This is a genomic window from Oceaniovalibus sp. ACAM 378, assembly GCF_008085915.1.
Classification (GTDB): Bacteria; Pseudomonadota; Alphaproteobacteria; order Rhodobacterales; family Rhodobacteraceae; genus Oceaniglobus.
This window is the reverse complement of the sequence record NZ_VSJK01000002.1, coordinates 340,058-364,085: the sequence shown is the minus strand read 5'-3', so window position 1 is coordinate 364,085 and position 24,028 is coordinate 340,058. Positions and strand designations below refer to the sequence as shown.

Here is a 24,028-nt window from a genome sequence, read left to right as displayed (position 1 = left end):
AGTGCGGGACCCGAGAAAATCCAGATTTTCTCAATAAAATTCCGTTTCGGAATTTTGCGCCGCTCAATGGGCAGCGGCCCAGTTGTCGCCTTGGCCTGCGTCCACCGTCAGCGCCACGTCCATATGCACCGCCGGGCTGGCGGCGCCTTCCATGACACCACGGGCAATGGCGATCAGATCATCCGCTGCGCTTGCCTCGACCTCGAACAGCAGTTCGTCGTGGACCTGCAACAGCATCCTGGCGGGCAAACCATCAATTGCCGTCGGCATACGGATCATCGCCCGGCGGATCACATCGGCCGCCGTGCCCTGAATCGGTGCGTTGATCGCCGCGCGTTTGGCGAACCCGGCATGGGGCCCGCGCGCGTTGATTTCGGGTGTGTTGATCCTGCGTCCGAACAGGGTCTGCACGAAACCGTTTTCCTTGGCAAAGGCCACGGTGGCATCCATATAATCGCGGATCTCTGGAAACCGCTCGAAATACCGATCGATGAACCCCTGCGCCTGATCACGCGGAATTCGCAGGTTGCGCGCCAGACCGAAGCCCGAGATGCCATAGATCACGCCAAAGTTGATCGCCTTGGCCTGCCGGCGCACCATCGGGTCCATCCCTTCAAGCGGCACGCCGAACATTTCTGCCGCCGTCAGCGCATGGATGTCCTGCCCGTCACGGAACGCCTGTTTCAGCGTCTCGATCCCGGCGATATGGGCCAGAATGCGCAACTCGATCTGGGAATAGTCGAGGCTGACCAGAACATTGCCCTTGTCGGCCACAAACGCCTCGCGGATGCGCCGCCCCTCGTCGCTGCGCACCGGGATGTTTTGCAGGTTCGGATCGGTCGAGGCCAGCCGCCCGGTGCTGGCGCCCGCGATGGAATAGCTGGTGTGGACCCGCCCGGTGTCGCGGTTGATATGGTCCTGCAACGCATCGGTATAGGTCGATTTCAGCTTGGCCAGCTGCCGCCAGTCCAGAACGCGACCGGGCAGATCATGTTCGGTCGCCAGATCCTCAAGCACATCGGCACCCGTGGCATAGGCGCCGGTCTTGCCCTTCTTGCCGCCGGGCAGCTCCATCCGGTCGAACAGGATTTCGCCCAGTTGTTTCGGCGATCCGACATTGAACGGCCCCCCGGCCAACTCGTGAATTTCGGCCTCCAGCCCTGCCATCTTTTGCGCGAAGGCGTTGGACATCCGCGAAAGCGTGTCGCGGTCGACCTTGATGCCGTGCCGCTCCATCTGCGCCAGCACCGGCACCAGCGGACGTTCCAGAGTTTCATAGACCGTCGTGACCCGGGTGCGGTGCAGTTGCGGCTTGAACAACTGCCACAGGCGCAGAGTGATATCCGCGTCCTCGGCGGCGTATTTCACCGCCTCTTCGACCGGAACACGATCAAAGGTGATCATCGATTTGCCAGATCCAAGCAGGGTCTTGATCGGGATCGGCGCATGGCCGAGATACCGTTCCGACAGCGCGTCCATGCCGTGATTGTGCAGACCGGCGTGCATCGCATAGGACATCAGCATCGTGTCATCGATCGGTGCAATGTTGATGCCATAGCGCGACAGGATCTTGGAATCGTATTTCATGTTCTGGCCGATCTTGATCACGGCGGGATCTTCCAGAAGCGGCTTCAGCATCGCGATGGCGTCGTCCAGCGGCATCTGCCCTTCGGCCAGATCATCCGAGCCGAACAGATCATCCGTGCCCGCCGCCCGGTGGGTCAGGGGCACATAACAGGCCTGTCCCGGCTCGACCGCCAGACAGACCCCAACCAGATCGACGACCATGTCATCAAGCCCGGTGGTTTCCGTATCGACAGCCACCCAGCCGCGGGCGCGGGCGCGATCGATCCAGACCTGCAACCGGTCGGCGTCACGCACCCATTCATATCCTGCGTGGTCAAAGGGTATCGCATCCTGTGCCGTCTCCTCGACCACGGCTTCAGGGATCGCCGGAACCGCTGCTCCCAAGGCATCGGCCACCCGTTTCGTCACGGTCCGGAACTCCATCACCCCCAGAAACCCCAGCAGATCGTCGACCACGGGCGGTTTCACCTCAAGCGAGTCGAGGCTGTAATCCAGCACCATTTCGCAATCGAGCTGCACCAGACGCTTGCTCAGACGGATCTGATCGGCATGGTCGATCAGGGTCTGGCGGCGCTTGGGCTGTTTGATCTCTGCCGCGCGGCCCAAAAGCGTATCCAGATCGCCGAATTCGTTGATCAGCAGGGCGGCGGTCTTGATGCCGATCCCCGGAGCGCCCGGCACATTGTCAACCGAATCGCCGGCCAGCGCCTGAACATCGACAACCCGTTCAGGATAAACCCCGAACTTGGCCAGCACACCTTCACGGTCAATCGTGGCGTTCTTCATTGCGTCGAACATCACCACGCCATCGCCGACCAGTTGCATCAGATCCTTGTCGGAACTGATGATTGTCACCCGCCCCCCGGCCTCGCGGGCGCGGCAGGCCAGGGTGGCGATGATATCGTCGGCCTCGAATCCCTCCTGCTCAAGACAGGCGAGGTTGAAGGCGCGGGTGGCTTCGCGGGTCAGCGGGATCTGTGGACGCAGATCCTGCGGCATTTCTTCGCGGTTCGCCTTGTAAAGATCGTACATGTCGTTTCTGAACGTATGCGAACCCTTGTCGAACACCACGGCGGCATGTGTCGGGGCGTCGGGGCCGCGATTGTCCTCGATCATCTTCCAGATCATGTTGACGAAGCCGCTGACCGCCCCCACCGGCAGACCGTCCGAGGCCCGGGTCAGCGGCGGCAAAGCGTGATAGGCGCGAAAGATGAACGCCGATCCGTCGACGAGGCTCAGATGATGGCCCTTGCCGAATGTGTCTGCCATTGTGCGCCTTTCGTGGTGCCGGGTCGTTGTGTCGGGGTTCGTCTTGCCAGATTCTCCGGGACAGGACCATCCCGGATGGGGGCGCAAATTGCCCCGGACAGGATCAGCCGCACTGAACCTCGCGCAGGCGATACAGGGGCGGCGGGCGATCCAGCGGATTGTCGAGCAGATCTTCGGGGCGCCACACCCTTTCCCAACGCTGGCAGATCATGGCGCCACTGACCGCGGCCAAAACGCCCTGAGCGTCGCCGCGCAGGTCAATGATATGGCCAACCTTCGTGCGCAGCCCGCGCACCGCGAAAGTCAGGGGAACCTTGGGTGATACATCCTCGGTGTCCGGTCCGAACACCTGATCCTCGTCCTGCCAGCCGACCCCGCGACGGATGGACACTTGGAAAGTGCCCGGTGGCACCAGAACGCGAAAGAACGCGCCGCCCCGGGCAAACGCCGCCAGAACGGCGGTACCGTCATCGACGCGGCGCAGGACCACGAGATAATCCTGACCCGGCGAAGTCTTCAGGATCAGCGGGAACACTGCGGGCAGGCCCGACCGGTTCCACATCAACCCCTGACGCGGCGTGTCCGCCAGCGCGGCCAGCGGCACCAACAGCGCCACCAGCAGCACAAGCGGCCAAAGCCGCAGGCGTTCAATGATCGTGGTCATCACCCTGAAAAACATAGCGTTTGTCACAATACCCGCATTCGACCCAGCCGGTTTCGACCGGGATCTGCAGCCACACCCGGGGATGTCCCAGCGCGACCCCGCCACCGTCACAGGCCACGCGGCGCGAAGTCACCACCTCGGTCTCGGGGGCGTCCATGGTCATCGGTGTACCTTTCATGTGCGAAATATAGGGGTGCATGATACCACCCCCACACCCGCCTTCAAGGTGCGACTGTCACACCAGGTTGAACCCCGGCCCATTGGGATAGCCGGTAATGTTTTCGGACCCCGCCTCGCCGATCAACAGAATATCAGGTTCGCGGTATCCACCCGCACCCGGCATGCCGGCGGGCTGGGTCAACATCGGCTCCATGCTGACAGTCATGCCGGATTTCAGCACGGTATCGATATCCTCGCGCAGTTCCAGCCCCGCCTCGCGGCCATAGTAATGGGACAGGATGCCGAACGAGTGGTCATAGCCGAAACTGCGGTATTTCAGCAGGGACCGGCAGGCGAAAGGGTGGTCATGATTCCGCACATGAAGATGATGAATTTCAAGGCGCTGGCAGCCTTTGACAGCTGATCCGGGATGCAACGCCGGGCCGAAGGTGCCGGCTAACCCGACGCATGGACGGGCGGGGAATCGCCGGGTGCAGCTCTCACCGCCGCCCCGTTATGGCTGGACATCCGGGCGGGGCGCTGGAATTGTGCGCGCCAAAGGATTTCACCGATAAGGGAGTGACGCGATGCTCGATTCCACAACGAACCTTGCCAACATGCTGAAAGATCCGGGCCTGTTGGTGACCAAGGGGTATCTGGCCGGAGACTGGGTCGACGGCCCCGGCGGCAAAACATTCGACGTGACCAACCCGGCGCGCGGTGACGTGATTGCCTCGGTCGCCGATCTGGACCGCGCCATGTGCGCCGATGCCATCGAAAAGGCCCGCATCGCACAGAAACCATGGGCCGCGAGAACGGCCAAGGATCGCTCAAACATCCTGCGCAAATGGCACGACCTGATGATCGAAAATGCCGACGATCTGGCGATGATCCTGACGGCGGAACAGGGCAAACCTCTGGCCGAGGCGAAGGGCGAGATCCTGTATGGTGCCAGCTTTATCGAATGGTTCGCCGAAGAGGCAAAGCGCGTCTATGGCGAAACGATTCCGGGCCACCAGCCCGACAAGCGGATCATGGTGCTGAAACAGCCGATCGGCGTCTGTGCGGCGATCACGCCCTGGAACTTTCCCAACGCGATGATCACCCGCAAGGTGGCACCGGCGCTGGCCGCGGGTTGTTCGATGATCGTGCGTCCGCCCAGCCTGACCCCGCTGTCAGCACTGGCGCTGGGTGTTCTGGCTGACCGTGCCGGGCTGCCCAAAGGTGTTCTGTCGATCATCCCGTCGAAATCCAGCTCGGCCATCGGCAAGGAGTTCTGCGAGAACCCCACCGTGCGCAAGCTGACCTTCACCGGATCGACCGAAGTCGGGCGCATCCTGCTCGCACAGGCCGCCGAACAAGTGATGAAATGCTCGATGGAGCTTGGCGGCAACGCCCCCTTCATCGTCTTCGACGATGCCGATCTGGATGCGGCCGTCGAGGGCGCGATGATGTCCAAGTTCCGCAATAATGGTCAGACCTGCGTCTGCGCCAACCGGATTTATGTTCAGGCTGGCGTCTATGACACCTTCGCCAAAAAACTGGCGGCGGCACTGGCACAGAAAAAGGTCGGCGATGGTCTGGACGGCGCGGACCTCGGGCCGCTGATTGATACGGATGCGGTCGCAAAGGTGAAAAGCCACATCAAGGATGCCACCGACAAGGGCGCGTCGATCCTGACCGGCGGCAATCCCCATGCGCTTGGCGGGACGTTCTTTGAACCCACCATCCTGACCGGTGTGACACAGGACATGGCCGTTGCGACCGATGAAACCTTTGGCCCACTGGCCCCGCTGTTCAAGTTCGACAGCGTGGATGAGGTGATCGAGATGGCCAACGACACGATCTTTGGCCTGGCCGCCTATTTCTATGCCAAGGACCTGTCCAACGTCTATAAGGTGGCCGAGGCGCTGGAATACGGCATCGTCGGCGTGAACACCGGAATCATCAGCACCGAGGTCGCGCCGTTCGGTGGGGTCAAACAGTCGGGACTGGGCCGCGAAGGCAGCCACCACGGGATCGATGATTACCTTGAGATGAAGTACATCTGCCTGTCGGTGTAATCAATCCTTGCCGCGCCACCTTCGGGCTGGCGCGGCGATACCGGGTGCCGTTGCGTGACGGGGTTTCCCGCCAGAGCACAGGGATTGCGAAGCCGGTTCAGAATGCCTTGAACGTCAGCGTTGTCAGCGTCCGCTCCACGCCCTTGATGGTGCGCAGGTTGTCGTTGATGAACAGCCCAATATCCTGATCGCCGGAAATATACATCTTCACCAGAAGGTCGAATTCGCCGCTGGTCGAATAGAGTTCCGACTGCAGTTCGCGCAACACGATCTCATCCGCCACGCGGTAAGTTTCCCCCGGCACGCATCTGATCTGAACGAATACACATTCCATGGCACGGACTCCTTGCTGGCATTACCAGTACCGTCAGGTCCGCGCCGGGGTCAATGCACTGCCGTTGCGGTAGTCCCCGAGAAAATCTGGATTTTCTCAGGAAAAATCTCTGAGAGATTTTTGTGCCGACCCGCCAAGGATTGACCGCCCCCCTGCGTCAAACGACTGTCATGCGAATGAACACATCTGATCATGCCCTGGCGATGGCCGCTGCGGGCGGCGACAGCGCCGCTTTTGCCGCATTGCTGGAACGAAGTTATGACAGGCTGTTCGGCCTGTGCTTCCGGCTGACCGGTGCCCGCGATCAGGCCGAGGATTTGACCCAGGATATCTGTCTGTCCTTGCCCGCGAAACTGCCCGGGTTCCGGGGCGATGCGCAGTTTTCCACCTGGCTTTACCGGGTTGCGGTGAATGCTGCGCATGACAGACGCCGACGCGCCTCCAGCCATGCAAAAGCCGCCACCGGTTGGGGAGACTGGGAGGTGGCACGGCAAGCGGATATCGCCCAGGGCGCCGCAAGGCAGGACTGGCTGAGCGGTGCGATGGCCGCCCTGCCTGACGATCTGCGCGACACTCTGGCGCTGACGCTGGGCGATGACCTGACCCATGGCGAGGCTGCCGCGGTGCTTGGGATTTCCGAAGGCACGGTCAGCTGGCGCTTGTCCGAAGTGCGAAAGCGTCTGCGCGCCATGGCAGAGCAGGAGACCACCACATGAATGATCCGCTGGACGATCTGAAATCTGCCATGGACGCCGCCACTCCGCCGTCCGATTCCACCCGACGTGCCGAAAATCTGGCCCGGGCACAGGAAATCTTTGCCCGCCACCAAGGATCGGCCACACCGCCGCGTCATAGTTCTGACCGCCCAAAGAGATGGGCGGGGATCATGACCGGAGTACGCCAGATGTTTGCCACCCTTGCCACCCCGCGCGCGCTCACCGCGACGACAGCGCTTGTCGCCTGCGTCGTCTTTGTCGCCCTGCCCGATACCCGCGCCCTGCTGTTGCCCAGCCCCGCACCACAGGACGAGGCCGCCGCGCCACCAATGAGAGAACGCGCCGCCGCACCTTATGCGGTTGCGCCCGACTCCACAGCGGCAGGCGAAGGGTCCGCCGACATGACCTTTGCGCCCTTGCCCTCACGCGTCACCGCCCCTCCGGCGCAACGCGAGGCGTTGCACAGCAAGGCAGGTGCGCGCGCTGTCGGCGCCATGTCCGCCGACGCGCCCGTGGTTCAGCCCGAAGCCGACACCGAAGCCTTTGCCAATGCCGATCCGAACCCGGTTAAAATCACCTCGGAAACCCCGGTTTCGACTTTCTCCATTGATGTAGACACTGCGAGCTATGGTGTTGTGCGGTCCTCGATTTTGTCCGGAGTCCTGCCTCCGCCCGAAGCGGTGCGGGTGGAAGAGATGATCAATTACTTCCCCTATGCCTATCCAGCCCCCGATGATGGGACCGCCTTTCGCCCCACGGTCAGCCTGATGGAAACCCCGTGGAACCCCGACACGCGGCTGCTGCGCATCGGATTGCAAGGAGCCTTGCCCGCCATCGCCGATCGCCCGCCGTTGAATCTGGTGTTCCTGATCGACACGTCGGGATCGATGCAGGGGGCCGACCGGCTGGGCCTGCTGAAACAGTCATTCCGCCTGATGCTGGGTCAGTTGCGCCCCGAGGACGAGGTGGCGATCGTCACCTATGCCGGGTCTGCCGGTCAGGTGCTTGACCCGACCCCGGCCAGCGACCGCGCCACCATCATGGCCGCGCTTGACCGGCTTGAGGCAGGCGGATCGACGGCGGGGCAGGCCGGGCTGCAACAGGCCTATGCCACTGCCGCATCCATGGCGCAAAACGGCGATGTCAGCCGCATCCTGCTGGCCACCGATGGTGATTTCAATGTCGGGCTGGCCGATCCCAAGGCGCTGGAACGCTTTATCGCCGACAAGCGTGACAGTGGCACCTATCTGTCGGTTCTGGGTTTTGGTCGGGGCAATCTGGACGATGCAACGATGCAGGCGCTGGCCCAGAGCGGCAACGGGCAGGCCGCCTATATTGACACTCTGGCCGAGGCGCAGAAAGTGCTGGTGGACCAGTTGACCGGCGCGCTGTTTCCGATTGCCGATGACGTCAAGATACAGGTCGAGTTCAACCCCGCGACCGTCGCTGAATACCGTCTGATCGGCTATGAAACCCGCGCTCTGCGGCGCGAGGATTTCAACAACGACAAGGTGGACGCGGGCGAGATCGGTGCCGGACATAGTGTCACCGCCCTGTATGAGATCACGCCGGTCGGATCGCCTGCCGTGCTGAGTGATCCGCTTCGTTATGGCGCTCTGACCCCGACGGGTGACAGCGATGAAATCGGCCTGCTGCGCCTGCGGTCCAAGGCACCCGGCAGCGACACCTCGACCCTGAGCGAAATTGTCCTGCCCACCGCCCTGACGGCCCCGGACAATGAGGCACGTTTTGCCGCCGCGATCGCCGGGTTCGGGCAGGTTTTGCGCGGATCGGATTATCTGGGCGATTGGACGCTGGAAGACGCCATCGCGCTGGCGGTGTCGGGCACGGGCGACGACCCGTTCGGATACCGCCGCGAGGCAGTGAACCTGATGCGGTTGGCGCAAAGCCTGAAGAACTGACGCGCGACCATCCACACCAATTTCCGCCCGGCAGGATCAGCCCCCTGCCGGGCGGATCACAATTCCCGGTCCGGCGGCGCACCGTCTGCAGCAAGCGTCGACAGGATCGGGCAATCGGGGCGGTCGTCGCCGGCGCAGGCGGTGACCAGATCCGACAGGGTGGCGTGCATCGCCCGCAAATCATCCATCCGCGCCTCGATCACCGCCAGATGCCGGGCGGCCAGTGCCCGCACATCAGCGCTCGCACGGTTCCGGTCATCCCACAGGGCCAGCAGGGTGCGGCATTCTTCGATGCTGAATCCCATCGCCCGCGCCCGGCCGACAAACTCGAGCTTGTGCAGTTCCGAAGCGCGGAACACCCGGTAACCGTTCGGTTCGCGCTGCGGAAGGATCAGACCGATCTCTTCATAGTATCGGATCGTCTTGGCTGGCAGTTTGGCGCGTTTCGAAACTTCTCCGATGTTCACAGGGCCGTTCTTTCTTCCAACAGGGCGGGTTTGGCGCCTTTGGCGCTGCTCGGTGCAGCCGGGTCCGCAGCACGGCGCAGGCGCAGTGCGTTCGACAGGACGAACAGGCTGGACAGTGCCATCGCCCCTGCGGCCAGCATCGGCGACAACAAGGTGCCGGTCAACGGATACAGCGCCCCAGCCGCCACCGGAATCAGCGCGATGTTATAGGCGAAAGCCCAGAACAGGTTTTGGCGGATGTTGCGAATGGTGGCGCGACTGACGGCGATGGCCCGCACGACACCGACCGGATCGCCCGACATCAGCACCACATCCGCTGTTTCAATGGCGACATCCGTGCCGGTGCCCACGGCGATCCCCACATCGGCGGCGGCAAGGGCGGGCGCGTCATTGATCCCGTCACCGACAAAGGCCAGCGTGCCATGGGCGCGCAGACGCTCCAGCGCGGCAACCTTGCCGTCGGGCATGACCTCGGCCTCGACCTCAGATATGCCCAGATCATTCGCGATGGCCTGTGCGGTGGCACGGTTGTCGCCGGTGATCATCGCAAGTCGCAGACCCATGGTGCGCAACGCGTCCAGCGCGGCGCGGCTGGTCGGTCTGACCGGATCGGCCACGCCAAGCACCGCCACCGCCCGCCCGTCGATGGCGGCATAAAGGGGCGTGCGCCCCCGTTCGCCGATCCGCAGTCCAAGAGGTGCCAGATCGGCAATCTCGATGCCTTCTTGTGCCATAAGCCGGTCGGCGCCGACGATGATATCAAGACCATCGACCTGCCCGCGCACGCCCATGCCGTTGATCGCATCGAACCCGTCAACCGCTGGCAGGGTCAGTCCGGCAGCGGCCCGCACGATTGCCGACGCTACCGGGTGTTCTGACAGCGATTCAACCGCCGCGATCCGGGCCAGCACCCCATCGCGGTCCTGCCCACCAGCCACCGCAGACTCAGCCAGTGTGAAATCGGTCAGTTCCGGACGCCCTTGGGTCAGCGTTCCGGTCTTGTCAAAGGCGATGACACTGACACCCGAGAGGGATTGCAGCGCGTCGCCCTTGCGAAACAGCACACCCAGCTGCGCCGCCCGCCCCGATCCGACCATCACCGAGACCGGCGTGGCCAGACCCATGGCACAGGGGCAGGCGACGATCAGAACAGACACGCCCGCCACCAGTGCGAAAGGCAACGCCGGAGCGGGGCCAAAGATTAGCCAGACCGCAACGGTCACGGCAGCAACCGCCATCACCGCAGGTACAAACCACATCACCACCCGGTCAACCATCGCCTGAATCGGCAGTTTCGCGCCCTGCGCCTGTTCGACCATCCGCACAATCGACGCCAGCACCGTGTCAGCACCCACCGCCGTTGCCCGTACCGTCAGAGCGCCGGTGCCGTTGACCGTGCCACCCACCACCGGAGCGCTGACGCTGCGCTCAACCGGCGCTGCTTCTCCGGTGATCATACTTTCGTCGACAAAGGATGCGCCCGCCGTCACCGTGCCGTCCACTGCGATCCTTTCGCCCGGACGGATCTGCACCAGATCGCCCTGCCGGATCTGCGCGATTTCGGTTTCAACCAGTGCACCGTCGCGCAGCACCATTGCCGTGCGCGGCTGCAACCCTGCAAGGGCCCGGATGGCGGCACCCGTGCGCCCCTTGGCCCGCAGCTCCAGCCAGCGACCCAGCAGGATCAGCGTGATGATCACCGCTGCCGCCTCGTAATAGACCGCCTGCGTTCCGACCGGCAGAAGGCCCGGCGCGAACAGGGCAACGGTGGAAAACATCCAGGCCGCCGATGTGCCCAGCGCCACAAGCGCGTTCATATCGGGCGCACCGCGCAGCAGGGACCGCGCACCGCCAAACAGGATTCGCCGCCCCGGCCAGACCATCACCAGCGTCACCAACGCGAATTGGATCAGCCACGAAACCCGTATCCCGATGGTGCCCGCGATCAGATCGTGAACGCCCGGGATGAAATGACTGCCCATCTCCATCACGAACACAGGCAGGGTGAGCGCGGCGGCGATCGCCACATCACGCCCAAGCGCAGCCGAGCGGTCAACTGCCCCACTATCATCTTCCATCGCCGAGGCCGCGCTGCGCAACGTGGCGGGATATCCGGCGTCCCCCGATACCTGGGCAATCTGTTCTGGCGTCACGGCTCCGGCGAACCAGCGCACACTGGCCGTCTCCGTCGCCGGGTTGACCGTCGCCGCCACCACGCCCGGCAGTGCCAAAAGCGCCGTTTCGATCCGCCCGGCGCAGGAGGCACAGTGCATCTCCTCGATATCGAACAGCGCCTCGGTGATCTCGGCAGGGTATCCGGCCTTGTCCAACGCATCGGCAATCTCGCCCGGCGCGACGCTGCCGGGATCGACCTGCGCGGTTTCGCTGGCGAGGTTGATGTTCGCCCCGACGACCCCCGAAACGGCGACAATGGCGCGTTCGGCCCGCCCGACGCAGGATGCGCAGCTCAGGCCGCTGATTTTCATGGTGATCGTAGTGGCGGGCGTCGTGGGCATGGCGGGCTCCGGAATGTTGCTCCTTCGGGATATGAGGGTTCCCGTAACTGGAAGGTCAAGGGCTGTGCGAAACTTTTGCATCTCGCCTGTAATCGGGCCTCAGATCGTCACACTCACCATCACGAAGGGGTGAGTCCCGACCGCATGGCTTGACCTTTCGAGCCGTGGGCATTGGATGTGTAACCGCACAAGCACGTCGCCAAGCAAAGGGACCGACCGTGATTTATACCCCAAGCATCCGCAGCCATCAGACCCGGGCCCAAACCTTTATCGCCGGAATGCCGCGGGTATGGGCGTTTGCCTGTCTCTTTCTGGCCCTGTTCGGGGGAATAGCGCCGGTGCTGGCCGCTGAGTCGGAAAGCGTGGGAGATGCCAACGTCTCGGCCCGCCTGCTGACCGCCGAGAACGGCATCGCACCCGGTGCGGCTTCGGTATCGGCGGGTTTGCATGTCACGCTGGGCGACGGTTGGAAAACCTATTGGCGGTCCCCGGGCGAAGTCGGCCTGCCACCCGAAATCCACTGGGATGGATCGCAAAACGTGGCCGACGTGGAGTTTCTCTGGCCCACGCCCACCCGGTTCCGCGCCTTCGGGATCGAGAATTTCGGCTATGCCTCAGAGGTCGTGTTCCCCATGCGCATCGCGCTGGCCGAACCGGGTGCGCCTACCGAGCTGCGCGGCACACTGAATCTGCTGATCTGTTCCGACATCTGCGTTCCGAAAACCCTTGAGCTGTCACTGGATCTGCCCGCAGGCACCGGCTCGGACTCGGGCGGGGGAAATACCACAGACATCGACACGGCCTCCGCCACGCTGATTGCCGCAGCGGTAGCGCAGGTGCCCGATGCAAGCACCGCCGGAGTCGAGCCGGGCACCGCCCATCTGGATGACACGGCCCTGACCGTGACCCTGCGCAGCGACACGCCGTTTGCCGCACCCGACATCTTTCCCGAACAGGGCACCGCTGCATTCGGTGTGCCGGATATCCGGCTGGGCGAAGATGGCAGGCTGCTTTGGGCGCGGTTGCCTCTGCTGGCCGGGGACGACACAGCGCCGCTGTCCGTGACCGTCGCCGATGGCCCCCGCGCCGCGACCTTCGATCTTTCGCGCGCCTCGGTTGCGCCCGAGCCGCCCATCGAAATGAGCGTTTCGGGGCCGGACATGGGCGAACGGGCGTGGATCGTGCTGGTGGCGCTTCTGGGTGGGCTGATCCTGAACGTCATGCCCTGCGTTCTGCCGGTTCTGTCGATCAAGCTGTCTTCGGCCATTCAATCACAGGGCATGTCATCGGCGCGGGTGCGCAGCGGGTTTCTGGTTTCGGCGCTGGGGGTGATGGCCTTCATGTGGCTGCTGGCAGGCGCGACAATTGGTGCAAAATCGCTGGGGTTAGCGGTGGGCTGGGGATTGCAGTTTCAGAACCCATTCTTTCTGGCCGGGATGATCGCGCTGCTGGGGCTGTTCGCCGCCAACCTGTTCGGACTGTTTGAAATCACCTTGCCGCAGTCCTGGACAACCGCGATGGCGAAGGGCGAGTCGCGCAAGGGGTTGGCCGGGGATTTTGCCACGGGTGCCTTCGCCGCCGTGCTTGCCACGCCCTGTTCCGCGCCGTTTCTGGGCACGGCGGTGGCCTTTGCCCTGTCAGGCGGTGCGGTTGATATTGTGCTGGTGTTCAGCGCGCTGGGGCTGGGGCTTGCGCTGCCTTATCTGGTTGTGGCGGCGCGGCCTGCGATGATCCGCTCCCTGCCCCGGCCCGGGCGCTGGATGCTGGCGGTTCGCGGGCTGCTGGGCGGGTTGCTGGCGCTGACTGCCGCCTGGCTGATCTGGGTCCTGGCCGCCGTGGCTGGCCCTGTGGCCGCGGCGCTTGCCATCGGAATTCTGGCGGTGGGGTCGCTCGCCTTGCTGGTGGTACGGCACAAGCCGGGCCGCGCCGCGCTGGTGGCCGTGATCATGGCTGCGGCGGTGCTTGTCGTACCTGCCTTGGCACCACGCGACGTCTCGGGCGGCGCAACCGACCAGATCGCCGGGACCGAGACGATCTGGCAGCCGTTCGAACGTGCCGAGATCGCCCGGCTGGTGTCGGAAGGGCGCACGGTTTTTGTCGATGTGACTGCCGACTGGTGCCTGACCTGCAAAGCGAACAAGGCGCTTGTGCTCAGCCGGGGCGACGTGGCTCTGGCGCTTGCCCAGCCAGACGTCGTGCCAATGCGTGCCGACTGGACCCGCCCCGACCCGGTGATCGCGCGTTATCTCGAAACCAACGGGCGTTACGGCATTCCGTTCAACATCGTCTATGGCCCCGCCGCGCCCGAGGGGATCGCGCTGCCCGAATTGCTGTCCACCGACGCGGTGCTTGATGCGCTGACCCGGGCCGGCGGTGGGCCCGACAGCGCGACCTGACCGGAGCAGAAACGAAAAGGGCGCGCCCTGTGGCGCGCCCTTGGATTTGCAATCGCACGGCGATCAGGCTGTGGCGTGCTCGACGGTTTTCGCATCGGCCGAGTGATCCCGGGCAATCGCGATGGTCCGCGGCTTCAGCGCCTCTGGCACCTCGCGCACAAGATCGATGTGCAACATGCCGTTGACATGGGCCGCACCTGTTACCTTGACGTGATCCGCCAGATGAAACCGGCGCTCGAACGCGCGGGTGGCGATGCCACGGTGCAGATAGGTGCGCTTTTCCTCGTCAGCGGCCTTGCGCGCCGAGACGAACAGCGCCTGTTCGCGCACTTCAACATTCAGATCCTCATCCGAGAAACCGGCAGTCGCAATCGAAATCCGCCAGCCGTCTTCGGCGGTCTTTTCGATGTTATAGGGGGGATAGGTTTGCGCGCCGACATTGTCGGTCAGCACCCGGTCCATCAGATCGGCGATCTGGTCGAAACCGACAGTGGCGCGGTACAGGGGGGCAAGATCGAAGGTTCGCATAGGTCATCCTTTTCTAAAGCGACAACATTGTCCGGCCCTCCACACAGGACGGACCGATGGTTACCGGCCCAATCATCGGCATCCGGTAGCACTTAGGTAGGAAGGCGAAAAAGCGGTTTCAAGGCCCGGCATCCGACCCGGAGACCCGACAATCGGATGCAGATCCGTGGTGATCTAATCTCGGGTCGGCGCCTTGACGAAACGCGCCCCCGACGCCGAATGATCGGCCCGTGGAGTGACCCGCCGCACAGGAATTTGCGCGGATTCAATCACCCCGCGCCCCGAATTCAGCGCCACCTTGAGATCGGCCAGCACTGGCGGAATATCCATGCCAAAGGCCACCTTGCGCCCGCGCTGTTCGCCCCCTGACGAAATCATCGAAACGATCCGCGCCCGCCGCCCCGACATGTCGAAGACCGGAGCACCGGACGAGCCGAAGGTCACGTCGCATGTCAGCATGGTCAGATGATCGCGGCTGTCCAGAACGGCACAGCGGCGCTGCCAGGACAGCGCAGCATCCCGTCCCTTTGCATAAGACACAACCGCCACATCTCGCCCGATACCGGGCATCGGTTCTACAGAAAAGGGCGCCGCAGTGGCCGCCGGAATCGGCTCGGCCAATTGCAGGATCGCCAGATCAAAGCGGATCTGCGTCGTCCTGCTGGACTCCGGATCGGTATAGGAGGGATGCACCACCGCCCGCGCGACGCTCCGTTCGGCCACCGCCAGCCCGTCACGCAATCCGGCGCGAAACTTCACCGTGCCGGGATCGCGGGCCGTGCCGGTGGCGCGATCGTGCAGGCAATGCCCCGCCGTCAGCACCAGATCGGTTGCAATCAGCACGCCGGAACAAAACCCACGCCCGGCCACATCGACGCGACCCACCGCCTCCCATCCCAGCCCTTCGGACCGCAGGGTCAGACGTTTCAATCCGCTGTCCTGCGCCGAAAGATGCGCCGGCCACTGGGCGAGCAGTCCCAGGGCCAGCGCGATACAGCGGCGTTTCACGTCGCGCCTCATGGTTTCACGAATTTGGCCGATCCCGCACGGCGCGATTCACCGGCGCTCATCCGGCGCACCGGCGGGGCGGCGCGGTGGAACACGCCGTCGCCCTTCTCAAGCTGCGCCATCAGTTCGGCCAGCGGTTGTTCCAGCGATGTGCCTATCGAGACCTTCTGTTCCTTGACCTCGGCCATCGCCGATACGACCGACACGATCTGCGCCTGCCCGTCCTGAAAGACAAAGATCGGTGCACCGGAACTGCCGAAATCGACTTCGCAGGACAGGATCAGCGCGCCTGCCTGGCGCGCCAAAACGTGGCACAGTTCTTGCAGGCTGGGCCGTTCCGCCCGGTCATGGGCATAGGACACAACGCCAACCTTATCCCCCGTCGCAGGCCCCTCGTGGGTGGCAAAGGGAACAATCCGGCCATTGCGAATCGGTTGGTCGAGCTGGATCAGCGCCAGATCCCGGGCGATGCGCCCGATTTCCTTGTCCTTGACGTCATAATCGGGATGTACAATCGTCTGGCGCACCCCGCGATACGCTTGGGCGCGGCCATCACGGAACCCGGCCAGAAATTCGATCTCGTCGCTTTCAAACCGCCGCCCGGTCCGCTTGTCGAACAGGCAATGGGCGGCGGTCAGAACGATGCTTTCGGCAATCAGCGCCCCTGTGCAGAACGCCCCGTCCCCCATGTTCAACCGTCCGACAGCATCCCAGGCGCGGCTGTCATCGGCGGTGATCAGGGCGCGCAGCTCCGGATTGTCCTGCCCGGCAATGGCTTGTCCCGCGGCCAAGGCGGGGGCGGTTCCGGCAGTCAGTGCCAGCATCCCGCCTGCAATCCAATTGAATATACCCATGCCGCGAATCCCGCCCGTCTGCCATTGCCCAGTTCCCTCATGGGTATGGGGCGGGTGCGGCAGAACAGTGGCGCTGGTTCAGCGAAGCCGGGGCACCTTCGGGGCATTATCGCGATGCAACCCGTACGAGAGAGCAGGTGGCCGCGGCCCCCCCGAGGCCCAGTCAAGCAATTCGACGGTATGCACCACAGGCACGCCCGCCGCGTCACCGATCTGCATCATGCAGCCGATGTTGCCTGCAGCGATCACCTCGGCGTCCAGAACAGAGAGCGTCGCCACCTTGCGCCGCTTCAGTTCGCCCGAGATTTCGGGCTGCATCAGGTTGTAAGTGCCCGCCGATCCACAGCACAGATGACTGTCCTTCGGCTCAACCACGGTAAAACCCGCACGTTTCAGCAGAGTCTTGGGGTGGCTCTTGATCTGTTGACCGTGTTGCAGCGAACAGGCCGCGTGATAGGCAACGCGCATACCTTTCGGCCCCTCGGGGCCCGGGCGCGCGGCGGCGTCGGTCCCGGCGATCAACTCGGCGGCACGGTTGTGTTCGGCCTCTGGCTCCGCGTCCTTTTGTGGCGCTGTCAGCGTCATCAGCACTTCGGACACATCCCGGGCAAGGCCCGAGACAGCCGCCGCATCGGCGGCAATCGGGTCGTTGCGGAACATATGGCCGTAATCCTTGACCGTGGTGCCGCAGCCCGAGGTGTTGATCACGATCGCATCCAACCCCTGCCCGTTCACCTCGGCCATCCAGGCACGAATGTTGTTCGCCGCCGCCGCGTGGCTTTCCCCCTCGCGGCCCATGTGATGGGTCAGCGCGCCGCAACACCCCATGCCCTCGGCAATCACCACCTCTGCGCCCAGCCGGGTCAGCAGGCGGATCGTCGCATCGTTGATATCGGTATTCAGCGCCTTTTGCGCGCAACCGGTCATCAGCGCCACACGCATCCGGCGCGTCCCTTCGGCGGCAAAGGTCTGCGGATCGTCGTTGGGGCTGACCGGCGGCACCTGTTTGGGTGCCATCGCCAACATCGCCCGCAGCCGCGCATCAGGCACCAGAAACGCAAAGGGCCGGCCGATTTTTGCCCCAAGCAGCGCAACACGGAACAATGTCGGATTGGGCAGGACCTTGGCCAGAGTCCAGCGCAACAGCCGCTCGAACAGCGGGCGGCGATAGGTCTTTTCGATATGCGCCCGGGCGTGATCAACCAGATGCATGTAATGCACCCCGGACGGACAGGTCGTCATACAGGCCAGACAGGACAGGCAGCGGTCGATATGCTTGACCGTCTTTTCATCGGCAGGACGATCGTTCTCCAGCATATCCTTGATCAGGTAAATCCGGCCCCGCGGACTGTCCAGTTCATCCCCCAGCACCTGATAGGTCGGACAGGTGGCCGTGCAAAATCCGCAATGGACACAGGCGCGCAATATCTCGTTGGACCGGGCAATTGCCGGATCGCGAAGCTGTTCGGGTGTGAAATTCGTCTGCATGTCGTTCAGCCTGCATCTGTAAGAGAAAGGAACACCAGATTCATTGCCATGACGATTTCGGCCAATACCAGAACGGCACCGCCCGCAACGGGAGACAGGCGGATATCGCCGGTCATGCCATCCGTCCCGGGTTCAGAATGCCCCGCGGATCGAACTGCGCCCTCAGCCCGGCAGCGATGGCAGCCAAAGGCGCCGGTTCCGGATGGAACGTGCCCAGCCGTGCGTGGGTTTCGGGCGTGGCGCGCACCAGCGTTGCGTGCCCCGCGATGCCGTCCAGCGCCGCGCGCGCGTCCTGACCCGGTGCCACCCCGGCCCAGATCAGACCACCGCCCCAATCGAACAGCAGATCGGCACCCTCCAGCCGCGCCGCCACAGCCGTGCCATCGGCGGGTTTCACGGAAATCCGCCAGACATCCTGCCCGGTGCCGGAAAATTGCGCCCCATTGCCGATATCGCGCCACATGGCGGCGACACCTTCGCGCAGAATCTCGGCAGGTCCGAACCCTGCCAGAAGCTTTACCAAACGCCCAGCGCGATAGCTTACCGAAGCCGCAAACCCCTCGATCCGCAGCATCACATCGCCGCCCGGACGATGGGCCGCGCCCGAAACCTCGAACGGAGAGCTCAGAGCCGCCGCCATGGCCGCAATCGCCTGCCCCACCGAAAGGCCCGGCAGGATCACCACCGCCTGTTCGGGCGTCACGGGCAGCACCTTGAACGACACTTCGGTCAATACGCCCAATGTCCCGTGCGACCCGGCCAGCAGCTTGACCAGATCATATCCGGTGACGTTCTTCATCACCCGCCCGCCGTTCTTGATCGCATCGCCCCGCCCGTCGACGAACCGCACCCCGATCAGCGAATCGCGGCACGCCCCGGCCTGAATCCGCCGCGGCCCCGATACATTGCCCGCCACCACCCCGCCGATCGTCGGCACCCCGTCGGTGCCCAACAGCGCGCGGTGGTCCATCGGTTCGAACGGGAGGCGTTGGTTCTCGGCGGCCAGTGCGGCCTCAACCTCGGCCAAGGGGGTTCCCGCCCGTGCCACGAGGGTCAGCGCGCCGGGCTCGTACAGCGTGATCCCGGTCAAGCCAGAGGTTCCCAGCCGAACGCCGTCCCGCGCCGCCACCGGGCCGCGCGTGCCGCCGCCTTCGATCCACAGCGGGCCGTCAGCTTCGCGCACGATCGCGCCCAATTCCGCCTCGTCCTTCGGCAAAAGCATTCAGGCCCCCTGCTTCTTCTTTGTACAAATACTCAAATTCCGACACCTGCCCTATGCGGCACGCCGGCGTTCCGTGCTTGCCAGCGGAAACACCTTGGCAGGGTTCAGCAGCCAGCGGGGGTCGAACACATCCTTGACCCGCAACTGTGCCTCAAGATCGACCGGATCGTATTGATCCACCATCAGATCGCGCTTTTCGATCCCGACGCCGTGCTCGCCGGTCAGGCATCCGCCGACTTCAACACAGAGACGCAGGATGTCGGCGCCGAAGGCCTCGCATTTTTCCAGATCGCCGGGCTTGTTCGCATCGAACAGGATCAGCGGATGCATGTTGCCGTCGCCGGCGTGAAACACATTGCCCACGTCCAGCCCGTATTCCTTTGACATCTCGCCGATCCGGCGCAGGACATAGGGCAGTTCGGTCACCGGGATCGTACCGTCCAGACACATGTAATCGTTGATCTGTCCCATGGCGCCAAAAGCCGATTTGCGCCCCAGCCAGATCTTGGCGCTTTCCTCTTCCGACTTGCTTTCGCGCAGTTCCACCGGATCATGGCGCCGCGCGATGGCGGTGATCACCGAAAGCTGTTCGTCGATCTCGGCCTCACTGCCCTCTACCTCGACGATCAAAAGCGCCTCGCAATCCGGGTAACCGGCATGGGCAAAAGCCTCGGTCGCGCGGATACAGGGGCGATCCATGAATTCGATTGCCACGGGCAGAACACCGGCCTTGATGATGTCGGAGACGCACATCCCCGCCACCTCGTTTGAATCGAATCCGATCAGAACGGGGCGCGCGCCTTCGGGTTTGGGCAGGATACGCAGGGTCGCTTCGGTCACAACGCCCAACTGGCCTTCCGAGCCACAGATCACGCCCAGCAGGTCCAGCCCCGGCGCGTCCAGATGCGCGCCGCCGATTTCCACCACGGTGCCGTCCATCAGAACCATGGTGACACCCAACAGATTGTTGGTCGTCACGCCGTATTTCAAACAATGCGCCCCGCCGCTGTTCATGCCGATATTGCCCGCGATCGCACAGGCCAGTTGCGAACTGGGGTCGGGAGCATAGAAGAACCCGTCATCCTCGACGGCGCCGGTAACGGACAGGTTCGTGCGCCCCGACTGCACCCTGATGAACCGATTGCCATAATCGGTTTCCAGCACATCGTTCATCCGCGCCACGCCCAGAATAACCGAATCGGCAGTGGGCAGCGCGCCCCCCGCCAGTGAGGTGCCCGATCCGCGCGGCACCACCGGAACTCCCTGTTCCTGACACAGCTTCATCACCGCCGACACTTCTTCGGTCGTCGAGGGCAAGACGACACACAGCGGTGGGCAGCGATAGGCGGTCAGCGCATCACACTCATAGGCCTTGACCTGACGATCTTCGTGAATCATCGCGTCGGCGGGAAGAACCGATTGTAAAAGCGCGACGATCCCGGCCTTGCGGGCCAGAATGCCAGCATCGGGAATTGGCATGTCCATGGGCGGCCTCCGGATTAATTGGTAAGAAAATATAACCAATTTTCCTGACTGGCAAGCGGCAATTCCCCGCCCTATGGTCTGCCCATGACATTGCTTGACCGTCTGGCCCTACTTTCCCCGATTGATGCCATCGCGCTCGGCGCGCTTGTGACAGGCTGGCTGATCATCGGCTGGTGGATCGAGCGTGAAAACACAACATATCCGTCGGTCACCGTGCTGATGATCCAGTACCGCCGTGACTGGATGCAAGAGATGGTGCGCCGCGATCCGCGGATCTTTGACGCGCAGATGCTTTCCTCCCTGCGGCAGGGTACAGCGTTCTTTTCATCGACCTGCGTGATCGCTCTGGGTGGAGTTCTGGCGCTGATCGGCAATGCCGAACGGCTGGTCGGTGTGGCCGAGGATCTGGCGCTTTCGGGCGTTCCGACCATCCCGACCATCGTTTGGCAGGTCAAACTGGGCCTTGTCGCGCTGCTGCTGACCCACGCGTTCCTGAAATTCGTCTGGTCGAACCGGCTGTTTGGATATTGCGCTGTCGTCATGGGGGCGGTGCCGAACGACCCCGATCACCCGCTGGCCCGCCATCGCGCCTGGCAATCGGGCGAACTGAACATCCGTGCGGCATGGAATTTCAATCGTGGACTGCGGGCGATGTATTTCGCGCTTGCGGCGCTGGCATGGCTTTTAGGCGCGCTGACGTTGCTGGGGGCGGTTGTGGTCACCATTTGGGTACTCTGGTCACGGGAATTCATGTCACGCCCCCGCGAGGTGCTTTTGACGCAACCTCCGGCAAAACCGTGATATGGCCCGTGCCGTAAGCTGCCAAAGGAATACCCGAATGATCCGTTCCACTCTTGCCGCGCTGATGATCGCGCTTCCTGCCCTTTTCGCTTCGCCACCGGCATTTGCCGACCCCGCCGCTGTCGTAAAGGTCAGCGCCAAGCCGGACGGAGACACCTGGACCTTCTCGGTTACCCTGCGCCATGCCGATAAGGGTTGGGATGATTATGCCGATGGATGGCGGGTTGAATCCGCCGGTGGCAAGGTTCTGGGTGATCGCCCGCTGGCCCACCCGCATGAGAATGAACAGCCCTTCACCCGCGCCCAATCGGGCATCCGCATCCCCGAAGGCACGACACAGGTACTGATCCGCGCCCGCACCACCGTTGAAGGCTGGGCCAAGGGCACCACCCCGTTCAACCTGCCGCGGTGACGGCTGTGGCGACACGGGTTTGCGCCCTCGCAAACGGTCGCAAATCGCGCGTCAACGCCGCCCTTCGCGCAGCCAGGCGCCAACGGTCAGAAGCGCCGCCAGCAACAGGAACAGCCAGGCCGATACCAGCGGTGTCACCGTGACGTCCGCCGTCAGATAGGCCTGTCGCGGCACGATCCCGATCCAGCCGCGCCCCGCTGCCGGACGTCCGTCGCGCACCCGGCGCAGGGTTGGCAAACCATCCTCGACCATCATGGTTCCACCGCGCCGCAAGGCGATAACCGGTTCAAGCAGATCGCCCGACGCGACCGTCTGCTCGAATTCTTTCGGTGCTGAGGGGCCAAGGGCGATCACCGCCTCCTGTTCCCCCTCGCGCAGCGCGTACAGCCCGATTTCCGGTGCGCGCCAATCGGCCGAGAACCGGCCCGGCGCGATTTCTTGCAGCGGCACCATGGTCACCGCGCCATCCGGCCCGGTGATCTCGACGTCGCCGACGCTATCGCCGAGGGTCCGGCGCAGGATGGTCATCACCTGACCTTCCGCCGAAACGGTCAGCGCTTCTTCGTCAAGTTCCGGTTCTTTCATCATCCAGTGGGCCAGACGGCGCAGCAGCTCCAGCTGCGGCCCGCCACCCTCGAAACCGCGCGACCACAACCAGGCCTGATCGGACGCGAGCAGCGCCACACGGCCTTCGCCGTACCGGTCAAGGATCAGCAGCGGCTTGCCGTCGACCCCCTGCATCACGGTCTGTCCCCGGATGGCCTCAAGCTCGATCTGGCGCATCCAACGACCCCAGCCGGGCCGCCCGTCCACCAGCGGCCCCATCGCGGTATCAAGCCCCGCCGTTACCGGGTGCCTGCGCCCCAGATCGCTGAGTTCGGGCAGGAACCCCTGTTCGAGAACCCGCGCCGTCGGCACGCCGGGAAAGGCATCGCCCAAAGGCGAGCGATAGATCGAATCGGCCCCGGCAAAATCCGGCCCTGCCGCCACCAGAACCGCCCCGCCCCGTTCGACATATTGCCGGATATTCTCGAAATAAAGCGCAGGCAGGATGCCGCGCCGCTTGTAACGGTCGAACACGATCAGATCGAATTCATCGATCTTTTCCAGAAAAAGCTCGCGCGTTGGAAAGGCGATCAACGACAATTCCGACACCGGGACGCCATCCTGTTTTTCGGGCGGGCGCAGGATGGTGAAATGCACGAGGTCAACAGAACTGTCCGATTTCAACAGGTTGCGCCATGTCCGCTCGCCGGGATGCGGCTCACCACTGACCAGAAGAACACGCAGCCGGTCGCGCACACCGTTGATCTGCACGACGGCTGCATTGTTGCGATCGGTCAATTCCTCATCAATGGCGGGAGTGGTGAACTGGATCACATTCATCCCGGCGTGGGACAGGGTGATCGGAAGATTCAGCGCCTGACCGACTGGCACGTCGAACGCCTGTGGCGCACCACCATCCACGGCAATGGTCAGCTGTGCCATCCCGCCCGTCTCACGCGGGATGGCACCCTGATCCTCGATCCGCACGGTCAGTTGTACAGGTTCATCGATGATTGCAAAGGCGGGCGCGTTTTCAACCACCAGCCTGCGGTCCCAATCGGTATCGCGCCCGGTCAGCAACAGATGCAGCGGCGCGGGCAGATCGGGTGCGGCGTCGATATCGTGCAGCCGTCCGTCGCTAAGCAAGATCGCTCCGGCCAGCCGGGCGCGGGGTTCTTCGGCCATGGCTTCGGCCAGCGCGGTCATCAGCAGCGTGCCGCGATCCCCCTCGCCATCGGCAAGGCGGACGATCCGCAATTCGGTGTTACCCAGCGCCGCCACCCCGGCTTCGATCTCTGTCACCGCATCCGCCACCTGCGTTGCGCGGTCGGATATCTGTTGGCTGGCACTTTCATCCACGACCAGAAGCACAATGTCAGACAGCGGTGTGCGGTCTTCGTCCTGCAACGAGGGTGAGGCCAAGGCGACCAACAGCACAACAGCCGCCAACCCGCGCAGCCACCACCCCGAAAGACCGCGCCATAGGGACAGGCCGGTCACCAGAACCGCCAGCCCGGCCAGCCCGGCAAGGACCGTGACCGGCACCAGCGGATCGAAAATCACGCTGTCCATATCGGGCCTCGATCCTTGG

Annotated in this window: 19 protein-coding genes and 1 pseudogene; 6 read left to right on the top strand and 14 right to left on the bottom strand. The window is 63.7% G+C overall.

What is annotated here, in order from left to right; translation table 11 throughout:
- Positions 1 to 63 precede the first annotated feature (63 nt).
- The 4 genes and pseudogenes from polA to FQ320_RS03660 form a co-directional block, all read right to left on the bottom strand.
- On the bottom strand, positions 64 to 2,856 hold the full coding sequence (polA, locus tag FQ320_RS03675) for a DNA polymerase I (RefSeq protein ID WP_148470127.1): 2,793 nt from the start codon (positions 2,854 to 2,856) through the stop codon (positions 64 to 66).
- A 103-nt stretch (positions 2,857 to 2,959) separates the two neighbouring features.
- Positions 2,960 to 3,520: a hypothetical protein gene (locus FQ320_RS03670; protein ID WP_148470125.1), complete on the bottom strand. Its 561-nt coding sequence runs from the start codon at positions 3,518 to 3,520 to the stop codon at positions 2,960 to 2,962.
- Positions 3,504 to 3,683 carry a zinc-finger domain-containing protein gene (locus FQ320_RS03665; RefSeq protein WP_148470123.1) on the bottom strand — a complete coding sequence of 60 codons (180 nt, stop codon included), beginning with the start codon at positions 3,681 to 3,683 and terminating at the stop codon, positions 3,504 to 3,506. The genes FQ320_RS03670 and FQ320_RS03665 overlap by 17 nt, the downstream gene beginning before the upstream one ends.
- A gap of 72 nt (positions 3,684 to 3,755) precedes the next feature.
- A pseudogene (locus tag FQ320_RS03660) lies at positions 3,756 to 4,028 on the bottom strand (creatininase); the annotation flags it as partial.
- A gap of 238 nt (positions 4,029 to 4,266) precedes the next feature.
- Between FQ320_RS03660 and FQ320_RS03655 the strand changes: the two are divergent.
- Positions 4,267 to 5,742 carry an NAD-dependent succinate-semialdehyde dehydrogenase gene (locus FQ320_RS03655; protein WP_148470121.1) on the top strand — a complete coding sequence of 492 codons (1,476 nt, stop codon included), beginning with the start codon at positions 4,267 to 4,269 and terminating at the stop codon, positions 5,740 to 5,742.
- Positions 5,743 to 5,839: 97 nt separating this feature from the next.
- Here the strand turns inward: FQ320_RS03655 and FQ320_RS03650 are convergent, their stop codons facing one another.
- A complete protein-coding gene (locus tag FQ320_RS03650; protein WP_148470119.1) occupies positions 5,840 to 6,076 on the bottom strand; it encodes an Lrp/AsnC ligand binding domain-containing protein in 237 nt (78 codons plus the stop codon).
- 176 nt (positions 6,077 to 6,252) lie between these two features.
- Here FQ320_RS03650 and FQ320_RS03645 point away from each other — a divergent pair, with 176 nt between their 5' ends.
- Entirely contained in the window at positions 6,253 to 6,792 is a 540-nt protein-coding gene (locus FQ320_RS03645; RefSeq protein WP_148470117.1) for an RNA polymerase sigma factor, read from the top strand.
- Positions 6,789 to 8,714, top strand: coding sequence for a VWA domain-containing protein (locus FQ320_RS03640; RefSeq protein WP_148470115.1), 1,926 nt, complete (start codon positions 6,789 to 6,791; stop codon positions 8,712 to 8,714). Before FQ320_RS03645 ends, FQ320_RS03640 begins: the two co-directional genes overlap by 4 nt.
- A 56-nt stretch (positions 8,715 to 8,770) precedes the next feature.
- On the opposite strand, the gene cueR is transcribed toward FQ320_RS03640, so the two are convergent.
- Together cueR and FQ320_RS03630 are read right to left on the bottom strand one after the other, a co-directional pair.
- Positions 8,771 to 9,181: a Cu(I)-responsive transcriptional regulator gene (gene cueR / locus FQ320_RS03635; RefSeq protein ID WP_148470113.1), complete on the bottom strand. Its 411-nt coding sequence runs from the start codon at positions 9,179 to 9,181 to the stop codon at positions 8,771 to 8,773.
- The gene (locus tag FQ320_RS03630) at positions 9,178 to 11,697 is read right to left on the bottom strand and encodes a heavy metal translocating P-type ATPase (RefSeq protein ID WP_148470111.1); all 2,520 of its coding nucleotides are present in this window, start codon (positions 11,695 to 11,697) and stop codon (positions 9,178 to 9,180) included. The genes cueR and FQ320_RS03630 overlap by 4 nt, the downstream gene beginning before the upstream one ends.
- Positions 11,698 to 11,915: 218 nt before the next feature.
- On the opposite strand from FQ320_RS03630, the gene FQ320_RS03625 reads away from it, so the two are divergent.
- Positions 11,916 to 14,093, top strand: coding sequence for a protein-disulfide reductase DsbD (locus FQ320_RS03625; protein ID WP_255509355.1), 2,178 nt, complete (start codon positions 11,916 to 11,918; stop codon positions 14,091 to 14,093).
- A 63-nt stretch (positions 14,094 to 14,156) separates the two neighbouring features.
- Here FQ320_RS03625 and FQ320_RS03620 read toward each other — a convergent pair whose 3' ends face one another.
- The 6 genes from FQ320_RS03620 to FQ320_RS03595 form a co-directional block, all read right to left on the bottom strand.
- Positions 14,157 to 14,621, bottom strand: coding sequence for an Hsp20 family protein (locus FQ320_RS03620; protein ID WP_148470110.1), 465 nt, complete (start codon positions 14,619 to 14,621; stop codon positions 14,157 to 14,159).
- Between the two features lie 174 nt (positions 14,622 to 14,795).
- Positions 14,796 to 15,629 carry a serine protease gene (locus tag FQ320_RS03615; RefSeq protein ID WP_187393760.1) on the bottom strand — a complete coding sequence of 278 codons (834 nt, stop codon included), beginning with the start codon at positions 15,627 to 15,629 and terminating at the stop codon, positions 14,796 to 14,798.
- 8 nt (positions 15,630 to 15,637) lie between these two features.
- A complete protein-coding gene (locus FQ320_RS03610; protein ID WP_255509354.1) occupies positions 15,638 to 16,483 on the bottom strand; it encodes a serine protease in 846 nt (281 codons plus the stop codon).
- 78 nt (positions 16,484 to 16,561) lie between these two features.
- Positions 16,562 to 17,971 carry a glycolate oxidase subunit GlcF gene (gene glcF, locus FQ320_RS03605; RefSeq protein ID WP_148470105.1) on the bottom strand — a complete coding sequence of 470 codons (1,410 nt, stop codon included), beginning with the start codon at positions 17,969 to 17,971 and terminating at the stop codon, positions 16,562 to 16,564.
- A gap of 112 nt (positions 17,972 to 18,083) precedes the next feature.
- The gene (locus FQ320_RS03600; RefSeq protein WP_148470104.1) at positions 18,084 to 19,193 is read right to left on the bottom strand and encodes an FAD-binding protein; all 1,110 of its coding nucleotides are present in this window, start codon (positions 19,191 to 19,193) and stop codon (positions 18,084 to 18,086) included.
- Between the two features lie 51 nt (positions 19,194 to 19,244).
- Positions 19,245 to 20,678: an FAD-linked oxidase C-terminal domain-containing protein gene (locus FQ320_RS03595; protein ID WP_148470102.1), complete on the bottom strand. Its 1,434-nt coding sequence runs from the start codon at positions 20,676 to 20,678 to the stop codon at positions 19,245 to 19,247.
- Between the two features lie 84 nt (positions 20,679 to 20,762).
- Here FQ320_RS03595 and FQ320_RS03590 point away from each other — a divergent pair, with 84 nt between their 5' ends.
- Positions 20,763 to 21,479 carry a DUF599 domain-containing protein gene (locus FQ320_RS03590; RefSeq protein ID WP_148470100.1) on the top strand — a complete coding sequence of 239 codons (717 nt, stop codon included), beginning with the start codon at positions 20,763 to 20,765 and terminating at the stop codon, positions 21,477 to 21,479.
- A gap of 37 nt (positions 21,480 to 21,516) precedes the next feature.
- A complete protein-coding gene (locus FQ320_RS03585) occupies positions 21,517 to 21,891 on the top strand; it encodes a hypothetical protein (RefSeq protein WP_255509353.1) in 375 nt (124 codons plus the stop codon).
- Between the two features lie 51 nt (positions 21,892 to 21,942).
- Here FQ320_RS03585 and FQ320_RS03580 read toward each other — a convergent pair whose 3' ends face one another.
- A complete protein-coding gene (locus FQ320_RS03580) occupies positions 21,943 to 24,009 on the bottom strand; it encodes a hypothetical protein (RefSeq protein ID WP_148470098.1) in 2,067 nt (688 codons plus the stop codon).
- Positions 24,010 to 24,028 lie beyond the last annotated feature (19 nt).